Origin of the sequence: Bacteroides sp. 51, assembly GCF_010500965.1 — a bacterium.
Taxonomy (GTDB): Bacteria; Bacteroidota; Bacteroidia; order Bacteroidales; family Bacteroidaceae; genus Bacteroides.
In genome coordinates this window covers 75,678-93,961 of the sequence record NZ_QVMI01000012.1, presented here as the reverse complement: position 1 = coordinate 93,961, position 18,284 = coordinate 75,678, and the positions used below count along the sequence as shown (strand labels likewise).

The window sequence follows — 18,284 nt, the reverse complement described above, 5'->3', positions numbered from 1 at the left end:
ATATAATCTGTATGTACCAGTTCTTTACCTATTGTACTTTCGATAATAGACAGTAACTCAAGGCATCCGGAATATGCTTTTGTCTGGCAGTACGATAGTCTATCTTCCCATGAACATTATAATATTTAAAGCATATGTTATCCAACTGGCTTTTATTAGAGAATCTTATAATTTGCTACAACCGAACGTATCATATCCTTATGTTTTTCGCGTTCAGGACGAGTATACTCCGGAATTCCTACAGATGTTGCAGATTTCTTACCTATATGAATTTCATTCTTAAAAAGGACCCGACTATCACCGTCAAGGGTTGCTTCTAAAACAAAAACATACGTTCCGGGCCTTATTTTACTTCCCTCCTTATCGATTAAATTCCAAGTATAGGTATGAACGCCTGAGTTGGGTGTAGCGGCTGATATTGCATCTATCTGCTCGCTAGTCATTCCTGCCGGATTGGTTTTACTCATCCAAAGTGGTACACAATCCGGACGTTCATTGTAAGCTTGTCCGGTGGTAGCATATTGAGTAACAAAAAGAGTGTTGATATAATTACCCGAAAGGTCTTCAATCCACACAGCATATTGGTCACTGGCCCATTTAACTTTTTGTTCGTAATCTACAGTTACCTCAAGAATGCCCTCTTTTTCTTTACAACTCGTAATAAGCAAGGGAATAATAAGTAGAATTAAATACTTCTTTAATTTCATGACAATTGTTTCATTTTGTTTTAAATACTTTATATGAATGAGGCATTAATGTTACCCTGAACTTCTTTACTTTCTCCGCTTGTACCCAACGATTAGTCGGTCTTACTTCCGGCAGACTTTCCAATTTGCTCCCTGAAAGCATATCTTCCAGCGAGGCAGTTTCTTCGTTTGTAATGATTTGAATCGTTACAGGCTCGTCCATAAACGATTCGACAATAAATGTGTCGTTGTCATACAGGAACAAGGCTACTTTAGAAGGGGCTTCGATACGTATGCTTAAATCCTGCGACAGTACCTTGCGAAAATTATTCAACACAGTCTCCGGGAAGTCGTACAGGTTGCCCATATCATCAGGAATAGTCATTACATACAAGTTTCCTTTGGAGTAACCGGCACGCAACAATATAGGGAAGCCGCTTACTCCTTTACTCAAAGGGCGACCGGCGCTGACAACCTCCCAGGCATCATTTGTATAATAACGGACTTGGGGAATGAGAATATCTTTAGTCATTGCACCGTTACCAAAGTCATTAATAATCGCCTTTAAATCGGTAACCCGTAGTTCAGCAATGTCAGCAATTCTTTCCGGAATAGCTTTCAGTAAACTACTGGTAATCACTACATCGCCGCCTTTCTGGAGGTGTCGTTTTATTTTATTAACGATATCCAGATCGTACTTGGCCTGTTCGGTTAATAATACGACCTTTTCATCCGTTGGAAATTCCGGTATCATATCCATAGGCAATCCAATCATGCCTAAATAGTTCTGCAGGAAATCATCTCCCGAAGAATGATAAGGTTTATACGATTTTATCCCGATGGGATTACCTAATTTATGAACAAACTGATCGACCGACTCCAATGCCATACCGGCAACCCGCGCAATGGTCGTCGGTAGTATGGTCTGACCATCCGGCAGCTGGATTGGCTTCACCATTTCATCGTAATCGAAACTCGTTCCTTGTCCTTGCCAGGGTGTACGGTGTATCTCGGGCCGAAGAGCTGTTCCTAACAATTGATTGTAGGCAAAAAGAGCAATTTCCGGAGCTTTCGCAAACATGGACAACCAAAGTTGTTCTGCATATCGGTCCATTCCCATATGCGAACCGCCCGAATCGACCCATCCTCCGAGATTGAATCCGGGACGCAGATTGTCGAAGTAGCGGACAATGTTGTAGCTCAGGTAGTTTTGCAAATGCTGGGCTGTCGACGGGTCGCGGGTCTCTGTTCCGCTCCAGATACCATCAAATATCTTTGGACCTGTATCTAAGTTAAAGCCTAATCCTTGAAAGTGGTCATACCAATTTGGGTATTTAATGATAATCTTTACATTCGGATTTATCTTCTTTGATGGTTTGACTATCAGGTTCTGACCAGCCTCGGTCATTAGCTTAATACGGTAGTCCGTCCAACTCTGATTTCCTTTGGCCTTGATTTCAATGTCCGATTTACAGCTGGTAAAGAAAAAATCGTCCAGAATAAAATCATCGAAATGCCGTGCCGTATGTTCGGCTATTTTCTGAACCAATTTACGGTGTTCAGGATCTGAATAGCAAAAGGTTTCAAAGCTATTGGCTTCATTGATCGTATAGGTGATACCACCTCCGACCTCAATTCCTTTACTTTGAAAATACTTCTTGGCCTGCTCAAGCGTTTCGCTTGGTACAATCAACAGATCGCGATGAGTTTCAAGATATATTTTATCTACTTTAAGTTGATTGGAAATAATTGTCCAGGTTGAATCCAACCAGTGCAGGTCTTTCATCTTTTCTACTTCGTAAGCCCGGGTGTAAACCGAAACTTTGAAGCTTTTGTAGTTGCCGGCATTGACAGCTATGGCTACCAACAACATTACAAAAATATATGTAATCCGTTTCATAGAATATATACTATTTATATCACAATAATTTACTTGACTTTCTTTCCGGTTAAAGGTTCTATGATAAATCCAACCCATTGTCCGTTTCTCTTTACTCCAAAATCGCCTTTAAAGTCCCAGGCAGCAAAACCAAAATCATATTGTTTAAATAAAGTGCCCATATCTTTATACCAAGCTGCACTGGGTCCTTCAGGTGCTTTGGTGATACAGCCAAACTCACCGCAATAAACAGCCAAGCCATACTTTTTTGCGACATCAGCTACTTGCTTAAAATCGCGGGAAATGGTTTCAATATTGCAGGTAGTCGTTGTTGCATAAGCGTATTTTTCTTGTATGTTGGCAGGTTGTTGTGCCAATTCTTCCGGTTTAACGAGTAGTCCGGGGTAGTGCACTGGTCCTTCATAATCCCGGGTGCCCGACCACCCGGCTCTGTAATGAGTAAGTAGCATAGGACCATAATAATGAAAACTAATAATCAGATTTTTATCATTTGCCGGAATCCGCAGGTCTTTAACTGTTTCAAAACTTTGCCAACGATTGGAGCCGATAATAATAGTTCGGTTAGGTTCGTGTTTTCGAACTTCTTTTAAGCAACGATTTGCTATAACATTCCATATTTCGGGGTCATCAGCAACAGGTTCGTTCATCAGTTCATAGGCTAGCATTTCATTCGGATATTTTTTCAACTCTTCCGACAACAACCGCCAGCAGTTATAGAATTGTTCCTGGGCTTTCACTTCAGTAAACAGAGGTTTCTCTGCTGCATTGAAAAAGTGGGACCGCAGAATATGTAAATCAACCACAGCTTTTAGCTTATACTCCTGGCACCAGCTAAGGGCATTATGCAGAAGTTGAAAGGCTTCCTGTTCTTTTCCCCCATTTTCAGTAAACATTTGTTCTTCGTCGATGGGTATTCGCAGATGGTCGAATCCGAGAGCAGCCAGGTGTTTTGCATCGTTCTTCGTGAAATAATTCAGACGGGCCTCCCCTCTTGCACGGCTTTGCGATAGCCAGTGACTAATGTTTACACCTTTTTTAGCTTTGAAAGTGGCAGATGGAGATTGGGCCGATAATTCACTTGAGAAAATACACATAAGTACCAGCAAAGTGGCAGAAATTAAAATTGTCCTTTTCATAAGTAAATGTTTTTATAGTTGTATAGTATTTGAGTAGACACCTTTGCTACATAAATATAGGGAATAGACAAACATTTCTTTCTAAGCACAGTTCGGTTTTCACGATTTATTTGTCATGAGAAATTTTATTTTCTTCCGCAATCATCATGAGTAGAAAGGCTTGTGCTTCGCTAGATACCCCCGGTGCATTAAACATTGGCGAACCGGCAGCGCCTTGTACATATCCGAACTGGTCTACCTTAGAAAGTGCACCTTTTTGCATTTTTCTGGCTATTTTCAGATAACCAGGATCAATAGCTTTATTCCTTACAGCTTTATAAATAGCAAAAGAAGCCATTTGAGAGAGATTAGTTTCAATATACGTTTGTGGATTATCCACGACATCATGAAACAGGCCATCAGAGCGCATATTATTCAGTAACCCTTCTAAAAGCTCAACTAAATAAGAACTCACCTCCTCTCTATATTCCTGTAGTTCTTTGGGGAGTAATTCGTAAATGATAGCAAAAGAAGCAGCTGCCCAGCCATTTCCGCCACCCCAACATCTCTCAGTTATAAGACTATTCTCATCATCACTCCAACGGTGTGAATAAAGCTTCTTTTCAGGCTGCCACAGTCGAGCTCGATAGCCCCGACATTGCTTCATACATTCGTCATAATCTTTATATGCAGCCAAGAAAGGAGGAACCATATAAATGGAATCGCTCCATAACTGTTTACTATCATTTAGGTGATACAATGTTCCAGACTGATCCCGGGGAGCCTGATTCTTGCAATAATCATACAGACGATCAGCTGCTGCTTTATATTTTTCTTCTTTAAACAAGTCATAAGCTTTCAGTATTCCATATCCGGCGGCAATAGGATCTGTTACATTATGATCAGAGCCAAGCATACAGGTACGTCCATCATGTGATTGTCTCAGGATAGCTTCATCTACCATCATCCGCAACATTTCGTGATCTTCACATTCGATCATTACCTGTATTGCTGTTCCTTGCTCCCATGAAGCTCGCTGCATGGCCAACATGGCATTCCGGGCTTTGTGTATTAGCGAACTATAACCTTGTTTTTTTTCTTCATGATTCGTTGCATGTACTGTCACCCCTCCCAAGGCTATAGCAGGAGTAATCATCGATAGAATGCGAATAAAGCTACGTCTGTTTAACATATTCTTAAAGTTTACTTTTGTACAAACCATCCTAAGGCAAAGACTAAAGGTGCCTGCCAGTTTATAGCAACTTCATTGTGAGAGAAGCTACCCTCTTCATCAATCCAATCGGTAGCAGTATGCCCTCCTCCCACGATGTATCCTGGCCACGGATCGGCAATGTTGTCGGCAGCCGAACGACGATCGTGAGGAAACATTGGTGGATTGATACCTAAACCTGTTATATAGGAACGATTATAATAATTCCGACCGAACAAGTGACCGATAATATCAAGTGCTGCATTTTCATATTTTTTATCCGGCGAAAGTTTATCTGCAACAAACAAGTTTACGGTTTGTCTGGCAACTCCTCCATTGCAGCCCCAATAGTATCTGCCGGGCAACGGACGGCGGTATACATCATTGTGTATATTGTCTACAATTTGATTACTCACCGAGATGATGTTACGTCTGATTGCCTCTTCCACATTTTTATCCTTTCCTTGCCTTTCCGACAAGATATAGGTAAACATGCCCAGGTTCGATACATTTCCCCAGTCCCAGTTTTCCTCTACCGTAAAATCCATTTTTCGTGCACGGTCTTCAAAGTCGGCAAGATATTGAACATCTCCGGTAGTTGCCCACATTTCGGCGGCAGCCCAGATGCGATCGTCCGGATCGGATGTCTGGTATCCACCTGTATTAAAATCGCCTTGGACAAACCCTTTATCCTCTGGATTTCGTACCAGGAAACGATAACTTACGGTCGCTGCATCCAAGCATTTCTTTGCATACTCTTTGTCGTAAGGCTCAAAGATGCGAGCAGCCTGGGCCATCATAGCTACAAAGCTGGCTGTAGCTGCTGAACCCCACTCCGTAAAGTAGCGCTTCCCATCATCTTTATCAGGCATTATAAAGCCGGAAAAGCTAGTACGAGTCAGTTTATGCGACACTCTACCCGATCCATCGGAATACTGCATTTTCAACAACCAATCAATTTCCCATTTCATCTCTTTCAGGAATTCGGGAAATCCCGAAGCCGTTTCCGGCAAATCCAATGAGATTGAGTTTAACCGGGATTGAAAATTTTCCCATGCCATAAACAAAACTCCAACTGTGACACCTGCATTGACGGTATATTTTCCATAATCACCAGCATCATGCCATCCTTGCGTACCATCACGATGAACTTCTTTATTGCCTACATAATCTTCATAGCCGTCGTTCAAATGGCAAGCATACTGATGATAGTGTATACCATTATAATCGCCCTGTACTTCCATTCCACAACGCCAAAGATAGAATGCACGCATTGAAGTGATGTATGCATCGTTGTATACTTTGTCGCTGATTGAAAAATCGGTAGAGCGCCCCACACCGGGAATTTCAAGATAATAAGCACCGGGAATCTTTACTTGAGAGAAATCTGCAATCCAGATTGTTTGGTTCACATCTGCTTGCGTTACGGGGTCGGCAGCTTTTCCTTTAAACACTATTTTTCCGCTTGCGGCATCTCTTATGTGAAATTTCTTTGCGTCCTGCGTCAAGCTAGCCTGCTTAACGGCGCCCGGCAGAAAGCCGAGCGAATTGAGACGAATGACATCTGTTACTTTCGACTCGGGCACCGAGCTTTTGCAACCCAGCAACACCGTAAAGGACATGACTAAAATAAGATAAAGTTGCATTTTCATAAGAATAACTTTAAATGGTTTGCTTTATTGAAGATTAAAACCTACTGCCGAACGTATATCCGTTGACGAGGTACCTATGTAGACGTTGAACTTGCCCGGTTCTGCGATCCATTCTTCGCGTTTATCGTCGTAGAACTTTAGATCATCAGGCATAATAATAAATTTCACATTCTTTGTTTCACCGGGTTTCAGGGTTACCTTGTTGAAGTATTTCAGTTCTTTCAGCGGACGAACCAGACTACTTTTTTCGTCACCGATGTATAGCTGCACCACTTCTTTTCCTTCGCGATTACCGGTATTGGTAACCGGAATGGTGACTTCTATGCTACCATTAAGCGTCATATTCCGTTCAGAAAGTATTGCCTTTCCGTAACCGAAGGTAGTATAGCTCAACCCGTGGCCGAAGGAATAAAGAGCTGGGGTCTTTTTCGTATCATGCCAACGATAACCTACCAGAATATCTTCTCTATATATCTCTTTGACATTATCGCCTGGATAGCTTAGGGCATCGAAAGCATGTGCACCATTGTCGGCAAGCTTCACAGGGAAAGAGAAGGGAAGTTTTCCACTTGGATTGATCTCGCCGCTAAGTATATTTGCCAATGCACTGCCGGCTTCACTACCCAAATACCATCCTTGTACGATGGCAGGTACTCGTTTTACCCAAGGCATTTCAACGGCATTTCCACTCAGTAGCACCATTACCATGTTTGGATTAACATTTAGAATGCCTTCTATCAATTCATTTTGTCCGAAAGGAAGTTCGTATATTGTCCGGTCTGCTGCTTCGCAATCCTGCAAGTGGTTTTTGTTCAGTCCACCGACATAAATCACTAAGTCGGCTTCTTTGGCTTTTTCAATGGCTTCATCGCGTAGTTTCGCACTCACTTCGGCGGGGATTTCATCAACACTGGAATATAGAGGGCGTCCCGATTCATATCCTTGTGTATGGATTATCTTTGCGCCATATAACGCTTTCAGAGCATCTAAAGGAGAAACTTCTTTTTTCACTTTCAGCTCGGACGAGCCTCCACCTTGTGTCAGACTGCGAGTGGCGTTTTCTCCGACAACTAGGATCTTTTTGTATAGAGAGTCATCAAGAGGAAGTAATGCCGGTTCCTTTTTGGCTACCGGGCTGTTTTTGAGTAACACGATACCCTCTTCCGCAATGGTGCGGGCCACATCGAAATGCTCTTCGGTGGTGAATGTTCCCCAAGGCCTGTCACGGTTCATAACTGTACGGAATATCATGCGTAGTATGCGGCTTGCCTTATCATCAATGGTACTCATCGGATATGTGCCGTCTTTCAATCCTTTCAGGTAAGAATTCCCTAGGTAGTAATCGTCGTAAGTAAATTCTGATTCGCTGGTCAGACCATCGGTATAAGAACCCATTTCGATATCCAATCCATTAAGTGCAGCCTCACGCGTGTTGTGTGCTCCGCCCCAGTCAGTGATGACACAACCATCGAATGCCCAATCGCCTTTTAAAATTCTATTCAGTAACAAATCGTTGTGGCAACAATGTTCGCCCCGGAGTTTGTTGTAGGCACCCATGATGCTCCATGCCCCTCCTTCTATGACGGACGCTTTGAAAGCGGGAAGATAGATTTCGTGCAATGCCCGGTCGCTCAGTTCCACATCAATATGTCCGCGCCACAGTTCCTGATTGTTCAGGGCATAGTGTTTTACGCAAGCGGCTACTCCATTCTTTTGTACTTCACGGATGTAAGGTACAACCATTACCGAGGCCAGATAAGGGTCTTCGCCCATATATTCGAAGTTTCGGCCATTGAGAGGTGTGCGGTAGATATTTACTCCCGGGCCTAATAATACATCTTTTTTGCGATAGCGGGCTTCTTCGCCAATTGCTTTGCCATACAATGCAGACATCTCCGGATTCCAGGTTGCCGCCAGACAGGTAAGAGCAGGAAACGCTGTGCAAAAGTCGTTCGTCCACCCGGCGTTTGCCCAGGAATTCCATTGTATTTCTTCACGTACACCATGTGGTCCATCACTCATCCATATTTCAGGAATCCCCAAACGGGGAACACCCGCACTACTGAATTTGCTTTGTGCATAGCAAAGCCGCACCTTCTCCTCCAGTGTCATGCGGCTGAGGGCATCTTTCACCCTTTCTTCAATGGGTTTATTATCATTAAGATAGATGGGAGTTTGTGCTTTCATGGAAGCAGATATACAAATAATGACAGTTAATAAAAGTATGCTTTTGATTTTCATGATTGACATTTCAGTTTTATTGTTTTAGAGTAAATGAAAACCACATATAGTTCATCAACCCCTTTTCCTTTGTATGAAGTGTCAATATATGGTTTCCCTTTTTAAAGTATATTTCAGTGAAGTTGTTTATACGGTTCCATTGGTGAGGATTCTCTGTTGTGGGAACAACTAATGAGCCTGTTGTATCTTCTCCGTTGACAGATAATGAAATGGAAGCTTCGACTGCTGCCGAATAAAAGAAATCTACTGTATATAACCCTGTTTTCTTTACCTTTATCGTATAGTTCAGCCACTCGCCCGGTTCTGTCCAACCGACATAAAGCATATCAAGCGACTCGGGGGCGACCAGATTTCCGGCTGTAAAATCCCAGGACTTCGTATAAGATATGTCCACACCTTCTTTCATTCTGAATTCGTTGAGATACGACCCATCGGCTGGATTTAGCTTTCCGCTACCTTCATTCACTCCCGAAGTATCGTGGTAGGCAATGCCTTCTCCACCCACATCATAATAAGCGCAGACTAGCCGACCAGGTATTACTTGTGGAGTCTGCGAGACCCGGGCGTCCCTGTAAGGTTTGCCCGGGTATGTCTCTTTTTTATCCTGTGCTGTAATGAGCAATGCTGCCCCCAAGAAGGAGATGGCTATTCCCACAATTATCAGCTTCATACGATTGTTTTTTTCATTTATATTTTTCATTATATCTACTCAAAAAGGATACTTCCCCTCCCGTGCTCCCTTCATCATGCCAGTAACGGCTAAGGGGTCGATAATTCTCATATTGTCCCTCCGATCGAAAAGTGCGAACTTGTCGGGTCCATCACCCAAGGCTCCGTTATCCCAAACGAAGGGAATGGCTCCGTTGTTTTTGGTGATGCGGGCAAGCGTTTGGTAATAGTAGCCGCGAGATTCACTGATGAGATCAGCATATTCACCCACCGCGCTGTGTCTGCTGCCGCCGCACTCGCCTACGATAACAGGGTATCCGTGGTCGACATATTGCTTCTTCAGCATGGCAAATCGGGCTTGCATGGCGTCTTCCTGTCCGTTGCCGGCACCATAGGCTGCATAGGGCTTACCCCAGAATATCTCGTCTTCCGTACCGGTGTAACTCCAAGGGTCGTAGTAGTGTACCTCAACCATAAGCCTGTCCTTGGCAGGATCAGTTGGCATAGTAAAAAGTGCAGGCCCCCATTCAGAGTTAGTACAATAGGTTTGCACAATCAGGTTACGCAGACTATTTTTACCTCCTGTAGCACGTACGGCATTTACAAATACCTGATTCATACCATTCTGGACTTTAGAATTCTCTTCAGCTTTAGCAGGTCTTACCCACTCATCCGGCACATGCACTTCGTTGGTTCCTGCAAATAGAAGCCTTTCGTCGTAATTCTGAAAGGTATTTGCAATCTGTGTCCATAGGGTGTATTCTTTCCGGTATATCTCAGCAGAATCTTTGTAGAATGCATAATTTTCCAGCCAAGTTTCATGATGAGTATTAATGATAACCAGCATATCGTTGTCCAGACAATAGCCCACAACTTCCTTCACACGATTCATCCATTTTTCATCCACTTGTGCTTTAGCCTCATCAATGAAATGTGGATACCACCGAACAGGAATTCTGATCGCATTAAAACCTGCATTTGCTACAGCATCAATCATAGCTTTGGTCGTTTTCGGATTTCCCCAAGAAGTCTCCGAATCGAGTGCTCCATTGTTATAAGCTTCCAGTGAATTGCCCAAGTTCCAGCCTGCAAACATCTCGGCTGCGAGTGCTTTAGCATCCCGTGACATGTCTTCCGGATTGGGCAATGAGCTTTTAATATCATCTTTTTCGTTATTTTGCGATATCCCATTCGAGGAGCAAGCAAATAACAGAATTGAAAAAAAGTAAAGATAAAACTTATTCATAAAGTTTTTGTTTTAAACGATAAATACTGAATGGACTATAATTATTTTATATGAACTACCTTATTGAAAACAAAACCATCACCGTTGAAAATCAATGCATCGTCGGTATCAGTCAAAAACCAGGGATCGAGGAGTTCTTCTGTTATGGTAAATTCGAACTCGGTTACATCGACTCCACCCAGATTGTCGGTAGTTACTGCATCACCACCGCCCAGTTCGGGCATGTTCACTTTTTCCCATGAGCCGTTGTTGAAAAGGAACTGGTTCCATGCGTTCAGCTGCTGGAAGTAAAGCCGCACCTTTTGGCCTACGGCGGCGTCTTCGAACCATTCGGCCTTAAGGTGGAAAGCATTACCACCCCAGTCTATTGTATGTTCGCCTTCCCACACAACAATTTCTACAGGACCATCGCTGCCACCAGCAGGCGCTGCTATTTCAACTTCGGGAAGCACCACTTCCACTCCCGAAATGGTTATCAGCCTGATGCGCGCTGAACCTTCTTTCGCCCCAATAGGAACTTTGATGCGTAGCGACCCGGTCGATTTACGTTCGAAGTCGATGGCTTCGACCACCACATCGTTGCTCTCAGTGCCGGGGAATATGGCACGGTGAAAGAACTCCATGTCGGTGCCAATGATAATAAACTCGCTCCCGGTTCGTATCGTATCGCTGGGCGAGATAGAGGTGACTTCAGGATTACCTAAGGTGACGGGCACGGGGCTGACAACCGACTCATCGCCAGCATATAGCACTAATCCGCCACCTGCGGCCGAAATACCGGCCGGGGCAATTACACTGATTTGATTGGCACTGATAACAGTTATAGATGTAACTCTAATTTCACCAGGGAAAACAACAGATGTAACTACATCAAGCCCAGTACCTGAAATGATTACTTCTTGTCCCTGTACAATTTTCGTCGGACTATAGACTTTTATGGAAAGTCTTTCCGATTGATTTTCCTCTTTGTCATCACTACATGCAGTTACGAATATTCCTGCGGAAATAATGAGAAAGATGGTAGTAAGGTATAAAAATATGCTTTTCATAATTTGTTCAAATTGAAAATGATGAATTGAATATCACAATTACAGATTACCAACCCGGATTCTGGGTAAGGTTATCATTCTTTTTAATTTCCGATTGCGGAATGGGATGCAAATTGTACTTATCATTCCATGTACGAATCACGGTTTCACGGTTTAATATCACCTCGCCATTGAGGTTTTGCAAATTGGCCGATGTAATTGCAGAAAAGCACTCACTACCCTTCTGCCAGCGACGTACGTCCCAGAACCGGTGATCCTCGAATGCCAGTTCGACCATACGTTCGCGCATATATCTCTCCTCGAAGTTACTGCTACCGGAAAACTCGGGCATCATAATATCGGGACGATTACGCAATACGTTGATGGCTTCGTTGGCTGACATGTCGAAATCTCCTTTCGAATCAGCATCGTCATAATAGTTGTACATTGCTTCTGCATAATTCAAATAAACCTCAGCCAGTCGCATCACAATCCAAGTATGCCGACGGGTAGTAGGATTATTATAGGTAGTTACACAGTTACCATCCACATACTTTTTCAAGTAATAGCCCGTTGTTGTTGCACCATATTTAGGAGCACCGTTAAAACCTCCAACATAACTTTGAATTTCAATTTGTTGAATACTATTGCTTGGCCATCTATCGCCATTCTTTACGATTGTCAATTCAAAGCGGGGATCCAATCCTGCATACGGATCTTCTGTAGTGACATTTATTTGTCCAGGATGCCTTTCTTTAAATGTCTCACCATTATCCGCATACTCATAAGCATCTACCAATGATTGTGTGGGGCAATTGCCCGAATTGCCATTCTCTATACCAACCGGATAGTTCGCCCGCTCGAAGTCATTGGATGCTCCGCGCCCGAATCCAAAAATAATTTCAGGGTTATAGAACGCATCGTGTCCCCACAGCTTATTATAGGTACTTAATTTAATTCCCCAACCACTTGCACGATCAATTAAATCTTTGGATGCTAAAGCAGCTTGTCTCCACAACTCCTTGTTGTTGTCTTTATTGAATAATGGAGAAGCAGCATATAATAATGTACGGGCTTTCAGTGCCAGTACGGCTCCACGGGTAGCACGGCCTATCTCGGCTCCCGGTTCATCCAGATACGTATACGGAAGATATTCGGCAATGGCATCACATTCGTCTACAATAAATTTGAAGATCTCCTGAACGGGAGTGCGCGTGGCGCTATTGGCTTCGGCGTTGGTCAGGGTAGTAGTTATCAGCGGTACATCTCCATAAGATTTTGCCAGTTCAAAGTAGAAGTATGCTCTGAGGAATCTTAATTCATACGGAAACAGTTCGAACTGCAACAGCATGTTATGATAATTACTGTCGTAAATGTATTCGTCGAGGTTTACCTTATCAATCTTTTCGAGATAGGTATGTATTTCCGCAATGGCACGGTAAGCCACAATCCAGGTATCCGGGAAAGGATTGGCCGGACTCCAGCCACCGTTATAATATTTGTGAACATCCGACATTGAGAGTGCATAGTCTGCCTCATCGGTGGCCGAGGCTTTAATGGCCCCATTCATCCACGCACCGTTATATCCCGTTCTGAATTCGTGGAACACCTGTGCGTACACATCGAACACCATGTTCTTGATTCCATTGATGGGGCTGCTGTACACCCATTCTTCATCGCGAACCGTTACTTCATTGTAATCCAAATCAACGCATCCGGCCAGGCCGAATGTCATCAAAGTTACCAGTATTATATTTTTTATTTTCATATCTTCTTTGCTTTAGTATTAGAAAGTTAACGCCAATCCTACGTTTACAGACTTCAATACCGGGTATGCGGTTGAGAGCACTTCGGCATCCATCGCATCGACATTATCGAAAGAGAGTAGATTTTGCCCCTGCAAGAAAACCTTTATACCCGACATGCGCAGCCTTTGAACAGTCTTCTGCGGCAATTTGTAGTACAATTCACAATTGCGCAGCTTCAGGAAATTAACCTTTTGAAGCCAGATCGTACTTGCCTGTTCGTTATTCGGTACGCTCTGCGAAGACAAGCGGGGGTAAAGAGCCGACTGGCCTGCCACATCCCATGAGTTTTGATAATACGCTTTCGAAAGATTTCTATTGTCGGATATCACTCCCCACACACCGTCTACCGAACGGAAGTTCTTCATGTAGTTGCCCGTTCCCTGGAACAATGCGTTAAATCCCAATCCTTTGTACTCCAACCCTACGCCAAAGGCATAGTTAAGTTCGGGTATATCCGTTGCGCTGCCCAATGCTACGCGGTCGAATTCGTTGATAACGCCATCGCCATTCTGGTCCTTATATTTCACATCGCCCGGGCGCACCTGCGAAAACTCCTGGCGGATGCTGTTATTGATGTCGTCCTGATCTTTATAAAAGCCAATGGCTTCCAATCCCCAAGCCTCGTTTACACGTTTCCCTATCTGAGAGAGGTTTGGATATGCCGGATTCTCAATGGCATAATCAATCTCGTTTCTATTCCAGGTCAACATACCGGAGGCATTTACATATAAATCCTTACCGATCTTCCGGGCAAAACGGGCACCCAGTTCGAATCCGTAGCTACTAACTTCTCCTACATCTTCATAGGCCGACTGGATACCTACTACCCACGAATTCATCTCCCGCGCATTTTGCAGGATGTGGCTTCGCTTCTGATAATAAACATCGGCAGTAATATCCAGCGAGTTCCACAGGCGCAGGTCGGTTCCCAGGTTTACTTTCGTTGCCTTTTCCTGCGAAAAGTTGGTGGTTGGGAAAGCTGTAATGAATGAACCCCACGAATTACCGAACCCCTGCCCATAGAAGAACTGCCCGTTTGAGTTGCTCCATTGCGAAAGCCATATACCCGCTTCGGGAACATAGTCTGTATGCTGGATACCCGCAGACGCCCGCAATTTACCATAAGTCAGTAGCTTATCCGGATTGTCGGCATAGATATAGCCTAGCGACAGCGTTGGCGAGAAAGCCCACTTGGCCGGGTAACTGCGGTTTGAGCCGTTGGCAGCCAATACCAGGTCGGCTACGTATTTGTTTTTGAGGTCATAATGGAAATTCCCCAACCAGTTGGCACGATAGAAGGTATTGCTGCGGTTGTCGCGTATCTCGCTTTTAGTGTTGTACACTGCCGAAGCTGCAAAATGGTCGTCGTCCCTGAATGAGGTTTTGTAATGTACGCCCACAGCGAACTGTGCTATACGCCATTGTTTATCTACCCAGTCGTTAAAGTTCAGCTTTTCTTCTTTGTTTCCCATGACTACTTCCTGCACGTTATTCTTGTCGCCAACCGTGCCAGTATAATATTCATAACCATATTGATGTCCTTTGTAACGCTGTTCATTGGTAATGGAAGCATTGTCATAACCGGCGCTGACAGAGACACTCAGACCTTTAGCCCAGAATCCAAGATCCTGAGTAAGTTTGGCGTTGGCCCAAAGTTGCCGCTGATGGGTTTTCATAAATCCGGAGTCCTGGATTTTAGCCGCTACGTTACCGTCGCCGTACGCCTCATTGCCACCCCATATTCCACTGGATGTTTTAAAGGGAAATGCGCTTGCGGGTGTTCTGTAAACGTACCATGTGGCGCCATCGGCATCTACATCATTCGGGCGATTTGTTTCCATGAACATGCCTAATACATTGACAGACATTTTGGTGGAGGGAGACAGTTCGAAGTCTACGTTACTGCGAATATTTGCCTTCGAGTACTTCAACTGGGAATTATAATCCTGTTGTTGTGTGCCTTTCAACAGTCCACGGCTATCGGTATAATCGAGCATGGTGTAATACTGCACCTTGTCTGTACCGCCGGTAACGGAGATGTTTGCACGATCTTCGGAACCTACTTTCTTAAACGTTTCCTTCTGCCAGTTTACGTTCGGATAGAAATGCGGATCGGTTCCTGCTTTTATCAGATCGAGCTCCTGTTGTGTATAGGCAGGAGCCAGTCCGTCATTAGTATGGGCTTTGTTCAATGCGGCGGCATAGTCATGTCCATCGAGCATTTCGGCAAACTGAGGGTCGAACGTGAATTTATGGCTATAGCCTACTTTTATCTGGGTTTTCCCAACGTGCCCTCTTTTTGTTTTTACAAGGATAGCGCCATTAATAGCTTCGTGCCCCAACATGGCTACAGCGGCAGCATCTTTCAAAACGGTTACGCTCTCTACTTCCTCTACGGTGAGGCGGTCAATGGGTCTTTCGTAACCATCAACCAACACCAGGATGCCTTTCTCGGAGAATGTTTGATATCCCCTGATGTTCAGAGACGCGCCTTTGTTTTCGTCGGCTGCAAATCCGCCGACCTGTAAAGCGGTTAATCCCAACAGTTTGCCATAAAGCGCATCGGCCAGGCTAATAGCCGATGTTTGTTGCAATTCTTCGCCGGAAATGGTGGTAACGGCAGCAGTCGTTAAAAACCCGCTCTGCTCTACCCCAAATCCTAAATCGACTTTTGTCGAGGTTTTATCATCCAGCGTTACTTGTGCCTGGGCAAACAGTGTTGCCAATGAAAGTACAAGTAAACATATATTTCTTCTGTGACTTATATTCATAGTTTCAAATAATTGATCCGATAATATTTATATTACACTACCAACCGGGATTCTGTGTTAAGCCATATCCCTTATTAATTTCGGCCCGTGGCAAGGGCGAGAGCAGCCATTTGTTGTTCCAGAACCCGGGTTCCCACCACCTGCGCGCTCCTGCTGTTATCTGCACCTTTTCATAGATGAAGTTCGGATAGGCTTCTCCCATCTGCAACTGCGTATCTTCCCGGGTATCTTTTTGCCCATCGGCTGTTTTGCGCCAGGTATGAAGCTCGTGAAGCGGAGAAGTAAACTTATCGACTTCTTTCCTGCGGATGATATCGTATAAGCGTTGGTCTTCCATACCGAATTCGACAGCACGTTCGCGTAAGATTTCCCGGATCAGGTTTTCTTTGTTGGTTGTAAGCTGAAGTTCGGGGTTCATTACTTCTATTTTCCCCAAGCCGACACGGGCGCGCACCTTGTTTATTTCTTCGCATGCTTTGGACAGATTACCTGTCTCCGCCAAGGCTTCGGCATAGATAAGATGCATTTCGGCCATACGCATATACGAGTAAGATACCGGCTGATTGCCCATCTTCCAATAATCGAGAATCCATTTGAAGAGCGCCATACCGGTTGCAAAGCGGATGGTCCACCCATTCAGGTTGTTATTGTTATATACGTTGCCGCCTTTCCAGATTTCCACTCTTTGTAGTCCCATATAATCTTCTCTCAGGCGTTCACGGCTTACCAATATGGATTCATATAAACGCGGATCGCGATTGGCAAAGATGTCTATATTGCCGGGGTTGTTGGTTCCATAGATATTCTGGTACGAATAGTTTTTGCCGTTGGCCATGGGAAACATTTCCATGTATTCGAGCGTAGGGTTGGTGTGCCCCATGTGGCTTTGAGTGCCGATTCCATAGTTCTGTTCCCACTCGGAAGCCGTGTATGCAAAATGAACTTCAATCAGTTTTTCGCTATTACCCCGATACCAATAGGCTTCGCGGAAAGCCTGACTGTAGCCGTTTTCGTCTTCCGTTTCGGGCTGGATGAGTGCGTACCAGTCCGCATTCTGAGTGTTCAGCCTGAAGAAGTCTTCACAGGCTTGCAGGCATTTTTCCCAGTACTCCTGCTTACGGCCGCCGGTCCAGATATGCAAGACATCCTGTCCTTCGGCCTCGCCGGTGTATTGCATATAGGGCTCTGTGTCATTGAACAGAGGAGATGCGGCAAACAGGTGTAACTTAGCACGCAATGCCATAGCGCCGCCTTTGGTCATGCGTCCGGCCCAATTTTCTACATCCTGTACCCGCCAGGGAAGTCCGGGTTCGTCTATGGCATTGACTATCAGACTATCAATAAAGTGTACCGTTTGTTCTACGGTTCCGCGCCTGCGAGTATAGTTTTCGCCGGGTTGGAATACATGATCGACCAACGGAAGTCCGCCGAAGTTTTTGAGAGCGTCCAGATAACGGGTGGCCATAATGACGTATGTTTCGCCTTTCAACTGACTGATTTCTCCGTCAGTAAGGTCTGGCACACGGTCCAGGTTTTCGATCAGGATCCAACCTTTCCGGATGGCTCCCCATACAGAATTATATCCGAACTTATCGCGCATCCAGTCGCCTTGCGAGTCTTCAGTAACATTCCCCGGATAGTAATACTCATTAGCCCCCGACCATGTACAATGGGAATGTAATATATCGGACAGTACTTCGATGGGGCTCGAGTTTAACTGGTTGTCGGTATAAAAGGGGCTGTTAACGTGGTTGTATAGTTGCCACAGAAAGTTTTTCGCATACTCGCCCTTAGAGAAGATTGTGTCAATGTTTACATCAACACCCGGAGATTTTTCCAGAAACCTGTCGCCGATATTTATATCGTCAACACAAGAGAAAAACATGCTGACTCCTACAAATGTGCTTAGAAGCCAAGGTATTATATTTGTTTTATGAACTATTTTCATGGGATGGAAA

Annotated in this window: 12 protein-coding genes; all 12 read right to left on the bottom strand. The window is 44.3% G+C overall.

What is annotated here, in order from left to right; translation table 11 throughout:
* Positions 1-155: 155 nt before the first annotated feature.
* Positions 156-707 carry a DUF2271 domain-containing protein gene (locus D0T87_RS11185; RefSeq protein WP_163175210.1) on the bottom strand — a complete coding sequence of 184 codons (552 nt, stop codon included), beginning with the start codon at positions 705-707 and terminating at the stop codon, positions 156-158.
* Between the two features lie 10 nt (positions 708-717).
* A complete protein-coding gene (locus D0T87_RS11180) occupies positions 718-2,586 on the bottom strand; it encodes a hypothetical protein (protein WP_203558672.1) in 1,869 nt (622 codons plus the stop codon).
* A 29-nt stretch (positions 2,587-2,615) separates the two neighbouring features.
* Positions 2,616-3,722 carry a glycoside hydrolase family 5 protein gene (locus D0T87_RS11175; protein WP_163175209.1) on the bottom strand — a complete coding sequence of 369 codons (1,107 nt, stop codon included), beginning with the start codon at positions 3,720-3,722 and terminating at the stop codon, positions 2,616-2,618.
* 106 nt (positions 3,723-3,828) lie between these two features.
* On the bottom strand, positions 3,829-4,893 hold the full coding sequence (locus D0T87_RS11170) for a glycoside hydrolase family 88 protein (RefSeq protein WP_163175208.1): 1,065 nt from the start codon (positions 4,891-4,893) through the stop codon (positions 3,829-3,831).
* A gap of 11 nt (positions 4,894-4,904) precedes the next feature.
* Positions 4,905-6,563, bottom strand: coding sequence for a glycoside hydrolase family 9 protein (locus D0T87_RS11165; protein WP_163175207.1), 1,659 nt, complete (start codon positions 6,561-6,563; stop codon positions 4,905-4,907).
* A gap of 24 nt (positions 6,564-6,587) precedes the next feature.
* On the bottom strand, positions 6,588-8,804 hold the full coding sequence (locus D0T87_RS11160; RefSeq protein ID WP_239063618.1) for a beta-glucosidase: 2,217 nt from the start codon (positions 8,802-8,804) through the stop codon (positions 6,588-6,590).
* A 16-nt stretch (positions 8,805-8,820) separates the two neighbouring features.
* Positions 8,821-9,474 (bottom strand): carbohydrate-binding protein, encoded by a 654-nt coding sequence (locus tag D0T87_RS11155; protein WP_163175206.1) that lies wholly within the window; start codon positions 9,472-9,474, stop codon positions 8,821-8,823.
* A 39-nt stretch (positions 9,475-9,513) separates the two neighbouring features.
* On the bottom strand, positions 9,514-10,719 hold the full coding sequence (locus D0T87_RS11150; RefSeq protein ID WP_163175205.1) for a glycoside hydrolase family 5 protein: 1,206 nt from the start codon (positions 10,717-10,719) through the stop codon (positions 9,514-9,516).
* Between the two features lie 41 nt (positions 10,720-10,760).
* A complete protein-coding gene (locus D0T87_RS11145) occupies positions 10,761-11,768 on the bottom strand; it encodes an IPT/TIG domain-containing protein (RefSeq protein WP_163175204.1) in 1,008 nt (335 codons plus the stop codon).
* A gap of 46 nt (positions 11,769-11,814) precedes the next feature.
* Positions 11,815-13,515 (bottom strand): RagB/SusD family nutrient uptake outer membrane protein, encoded by a 1,701-nt coding sequence (locus D0T87_RS11140; protein WP_163175203.1) that lies wholly within the window; start codon positions 13,513-13,515, stop codon positions 11,815-11,817.
* An 18-nt stretch (positions 13,516-13,533) separates the two neighbouring features.
* On the bottom strand, positions 13,534-16,326 hold the full coding sequence (locus D0T87_RS11135) for a SusC/RagA family TonB-linked outer membrane protein (RefSeq protein WP_163175202.1): 2,793 nt from the start codon (positions 16,324-16,326) through the stop codon (positions 13,534-13,536).
* A gap of 37 nt (positions 16,327-16,363) precedes the next feature.
* A complete protein-coding gene (locus tag D0T87_RS11130) occupies positions 16,364-18,274 on the bottom strand; it encodes a RagB/SusD family nutrient uptake outer membrane protein (RefSeq protein ID WP_163175201.1) in 1,911 nt (636 codons plus the stop codon).
* Positions 18,275-18,284 lie beyond the last annotated feature (10 nt).